4 protein-coding genes are annotated in these 4468 nt (G+C 70.9%); 2 read left to right on the forward strand and 2 right to left on the reverse strand.

Going from position 1 to position 4468, the window contains the following annotated elements; all coding sequences use genetic code 11:
- On the forward strand, positions 1 to 1425 hold a 1425-nt coding region (locus tag JMF90_RS25580), incomplete at its 5' end, for a HAMP domain-containing sensor histidine kinase (protein ID WP_201325578.1).
- 15 nt (positions 1426 to 1440) lie between these two features.
- Here the strand turns inward: JMF90_RS25580 and JMF90_RS25585 are convergent.
- On the reverse strand, positions 1441 to 2541 hold the full coding sequence (locus tag JMF90_RS25585; protein WP_201325579.1) for an AraC family transcriptional regulator: 1101 nt from the start codon (positions 2539 to 2541) through the stop codon (positions 1441 to 1443).
- 184 nt (positions 2542 to 2725) lie between these two features.
- On the reverse strand, positions 2726 to 3517 hold the full coding sequence (locus JMF90_RS25590) for an HAD-IIB family hydrolase (protein ID WP_201317468.1): 792 nt from the start codon (positions 3515 to 3517) through the stop codon (positions 2726 to 2728).
- Between the two features lie 301 nt (positions 3518 to 3818).
- On the opposite strand from JMF90_RS25590, the gene JMF90_RS25595 reads away from it, so the two are divergent.
- A partial coding sequence (locus JMF90_RS25595) for an AMP-binding protein (protein WP_201325580.1) occupies positions 3819 to 4468 on the forward strand: 650 nt, incomplete at its 3' end.

The raw sequence follows: 4468 nt of genomic DNA on the forward strand, positions 1-4468 counted from the left end.
GCGAACGACATGCGCGAGAAGGAGGTCGTGCAGGCGCTGTCGCGCGACCTGGCCACGAACATCGCCAACAGCGCGCCGCTGATGGACGCGAACGGGCTGCGCCCCGACGCCGTGCGCACGCTGTTCGGTCAGTTGATGGGCGTGAACCCGAGCGTCGAGGTGTACCTGCTCGACAACGCGGGGCGCATCAAGGGCGACGATGCGCCGCCGGGCCACGTGAAGCGCGACCGCGTCGATCTCGCGCCCGTGCAGCGCTTCATCGCGGGCCAGCCGCTGCCGATCCTCGGCGACGATCCGCGCAGCCCGGACGCGCGCAAGGTGTTCAGCGCCGCACCGCTGCAGCGCGCGGGGCAGCCGCCGTCGGGCTACATCTACGTGGTGCTGCTCGGCGAGGCGCATGACCGGCTCGCCGCGCGCGTCGACGCCGGCAACGTGCTGCGCACGACGCTGTGGTCGATGGCGATCGTCGCGCTGCTCGGTCTGCTCGCGGGCCTCGTCGCATTCAGCTTCATCACGCGCCCGCTGCGCCGGCTGACGGCCGCGATGCGCGCCTTCGACGCGAACGGTGCGCCCGGCGCGCCGGGTACGCCCGACACGCAGCCGCCGCCGGTGCTGCGCTTGCCGCCGGGCCAGCGCGGCGACGATATCGCGGTGCTCGAATCCGCGTTCGCGCAGATGGCCGACCGGATCGGCGACCAGTGGCGCGCGCTGACGCGCCAGGACCAGCAGCGGCGCGAACTGATCACGAACATTTCCCATGACCTGCGTACGCCGCTCACGTCGCTGCACGGTTATCTGGAGACGCTGTCGCTGAAGGCCGACACGCTGGCCGAGCCCGAACGGCGGCGCTATCTGTCGATCGCGCTCGCGCAGAGCGCGAAGGTCGGGCGGCTCGCGCAGGCGCTGTTCGAGCTCGCGCGGCTCGAATCGGGCGGCGTGCAGGCCGAGCGCGAGCCGTTCTCGCTCGTCGATCTCGTGCAGGACGTGTTCCAGAAATTCGAGCTGGCCGCGCAATCGCGCGGCGTCGCGCTGCATGCGCGGATTCCGCCGCGCGTGCCGGTGGTGTCGGCCGATCTCGGGATGATCGAGCGCGTGCTGACCAACCTGCTCGACAACGCGCTGCGGCACACGCCTTCGCATGGCGAGGTCGAGATCGCGCTGGAGCCGCGGGGCGAGCGCGTGATCGTGACCGTGTCGGATACCGGCGAGGGGATTCCGGCGGCGCGACGCGAAGGGCTGTTCCAGCGGCCGCAGCGGCCGATGGGCGGCGGCACGGTGACGAGCGGCGGGCTCGGCCTGTTGATCGTGCATCGGATGCTCGCGCTCAACGGCAGCGGCATCCGGCTCGTCGACCGGCCCGGGCGCGGCGCGGTGTTCGAGTTTGCGCTGCCGGTCGCGTCGCCGGCGGCGGGCGACGCGCGCTGACCGCGAGCGGCGGCGTCATCCGCCGCGCTTGCGCCGCACGTCGCTCGGCGTCGTGCCGGTCCAGCGCTTGAACGCGTGGCGAAATCCCACTGCATCGCTGAAGCCGAGGGTCAGCGCGATGTCCTCGGTGCTGAGCGTGGTCGTGCTGAGGTAGTCGATCGCGAGCGCCTTGCGCACGCTCGTCAGCAGTTCGCTGTACGACGTGCCTTCGGCTTCGAGCTTGCGGCGCAGCGTGCGCGAGGTCATGCACAGGATCTCGGCGATCGCGTCGATGTCCGGGAATTGTCCCGGCGTGCGGGTGAGTTCCTCGTAGACGCGCCGCGTGATGCCCGACTGGCTGCGCAATTCGTCGAGCAACTGCGCGCAGTGCGACGACACCTGCGCGGCGGTGATCGGGTTCGCGAGCTGCGGCGCGCGCGTAAGCCACGCCGCCGGATAGCTGAGCACGTGATGCGGCTGGTCGAACGCGATCGGGCATTCGAGCGCGTCGGCTAGCAGCGCGCCGTGCGGCGGCCGCGGCTGCGCGAACTGCGCACGCGCGGGCACGCACCATCCGCCCATCACGTCCTTGATGATCGTCACGTGCAGCGCGAACTGCATGTCGATCAGGAAACGGTACAGCGGCGCGTCGAGATCGGGCAGCGCGACTTCGTGCCGGTCCGGGAACAGCCACGATGCGGTATCGCCCTGTTCGACCCAGCGGATCGGCAGCATGCCGTTCGCGAGCCGGTGATACTTGACGGCCGAATCGAACGCATGCGCGAGCGATTCGGAGCACAGCATCGCGTAGCCGTACATGCCGTAGCTCGACGCGTGCAGCCGGCGGCCGACGCGCACGCCGAGGTCGGTGCCGTCGTACCGGCCGACCGCATTGCGCGCGGCCGTCAGGAACTGCAGCGGCGACGTGAGCGCGAACGGGTCCGCGACGTCGGCCGGTGCGAGGCCGGTGCCGGCGAGCACCGTCGCCGGGTCGAGGCCGGCTTGCGCGGCCACGTCGACCAGCACGGCCAGCTTGGCCGGCGTGAAGCGCTGCTCGCGCAACGCGTGGGCGGAAGCGGCGTCCGGCAGCCGGGCGGGACGGGCGTCGGTCGGTTTCAAGAGCGCACTGCGCGGCATGGCGGGTCCTGCGTCCGAATCGATATCGTTGACGGCACGCAATTCTGCGCGGGAACGGTCCCATCCGCCACCGGGTTCACCCTGATACACGCCGGCGCCACGCGGCATCACCCGGCCTGGAAGACGCCTGCCTGCCGCGCGAACGGTTTCGCGAGGCGGTCCACGTGTTGACCTGCGCGAGTGGTCAGCCCCGATCGCCGGGCTGCGCGCGCAGGATCGCGTCGGCGAATTCGACGAAGCCGCTGCCGCCCGGGCCTTGCGTGATCCAGCGCGGCGGCGCGGGCAACTGCGGCAGATACTCGACCACGGTGCTCATGCCGGCCGTATGCGCGAAATAGCCGAACATCGGCGCGTCGTTCGTGGAGTCGCCCGAATAGGCGACGCAACCGGCCGCCGCACCGGCATCGACGCCGAACGTATCCGCCAGTACGCGCAGCGACATCGACAGCTTGTCGTACCCGCCGACCCAGCCGATCACCCACAGATTGTTGATGGTCGCGTCCGCGCCGGCCTCGATCAGCGCGTCGAGAATCCGCTGGTCGTGGTCGCCGCCGCTGCGGGCGTACGCGAGCGACGTCAGGCGGAAGTCCTGGTCGTCCGCGTGGCGGGCGGCGGGGACGGCCTTCCCGACATGCTGCGCGATGCGCCGGAGCGCGTCGCGCGCGTCGTCGAGTGCATCGTCCGCATGCCAGTAACGGCGTTCGGCGCCGTGTCCGTCCGCGCCGCGCCGGATGAAGAGCCCGCCGTTCTCCGCGATCACGCCGTCGACCGGCCACATCCGCGCCATCTGGTCGCACCAGCCGGCCGGCGCGGCGGTGACCGGAATCACGCGGATGCCGCGCGTCTGCAGCCGCTCGAGCGCCGCATAGGTCTGCGCGGCCAGACGACCGCGATGGGTCAGGGTCTCGTCCATGTCGGTCAGCAGGAATCGAACGGACGAGAAGGTGTCGGCGGGGGCCAGGGCGAGCGGCTGCATGGTCTGGGCGAATGAGGGACGGTCGTCGATTATGAGGAACGGCGGCACGCCGCGCCATGCCGCTTGCTGCTTTGCAATTCGCGCCCGGGAATATGCGCGTGGCGGCGTCCGACGGGGTTGCCCGGACACGCCGGCGTGCGCGTGTGTCCGTTTCGATCATGTTTTCGGCCGCCCGGATCATTTGCAAAGCGCGTCGCGCGGGCGATAGTCGCCGGTCAGGCGGCGGCCCGCGTCCTTCGGGCGTGCAGGCCGCCGTGCGAACGGTACGCAGGCTGGCGTGCCGTCCAAAGAGGAGTGAGACATGACGAAGAGACACTGGACCGGGTCGTATGGCTCGATCCCCGCCGAGATCGACGCCGATCGCCATCCTTCCGTCAGCGCGCTGCTGGACGACACGATGCGCCGCTTCGCCGATCGTCCGGCGTTCCATGCGTTCGGCCGCACGCTCACCTATGCCGACGTCGAACGCCTGTCGACCGCGCTGGCCGCGTATCTGCAGCAGGTGGTCGGCGTGCGCAAGGGCGATCGCGTGGCCGTGATGCTGCCCAACGTGCTCGCGTTCCCGGTCGTGTTCGTCGCCGTCGCGAAGATCGGCGCGATTCAGGTCAACGTGAATCCGCACTACACCGCGCGCGAGCTCGAGCATCAGCTCAACGACGCCGGGGTCGAGGTGGCGGTCGTCTGCGGCGGGTCGATGGGCACGTTCGCGGACGTGGTCGGCGGCACGCGCGTGCGCACCGTGCTGAGCGTGGGGCGCGAGGATCTCGGCGTCGTCGATGCGCCGGCCGGCACGTGCGATGCGCTGCCGCCCGGTTCGACCGCGCTCGCGCAGGCCATCGCCGCCGGCGCGTCGCTCGCGTGCGAGCCGGTCGCGCTGAGCGGCGCGGACCTGTTGCTGCTGCAATACACGGGCGGCACGACCGGCTTGTCGAAGGGCGCGGCGCTGTCGCA

It is taken from the genome of Burkholderia sp. E168m23 (assembly GCF_016586125.1).
GTDB classification, from domain to species: Bacteria; Pseudomonadota; Gammaproteobacteria; order Burkholderiales; family Burkholderiaceae; genus Burkholderia; species Burkholderia orbicola.

Bases quoted from the DNA above. Each gene is read 5' to 3' on its own strand.
- JMF90_RS25585 (WP_201325579.1), bottom strand. From the start codon at position 2,541: ATGCCGCGCAGTGCGCTCTTGAAACCGACCGACGCCCGTCCCGCCCGG.
- JMF90_RS25590 (WP_201317468.1), bottom strand. From the start codon at position 3,517: ATGCAGCCGCTCGCCCTGGCCCCCGCCGACACCTTCTCGTCCGTTCGA.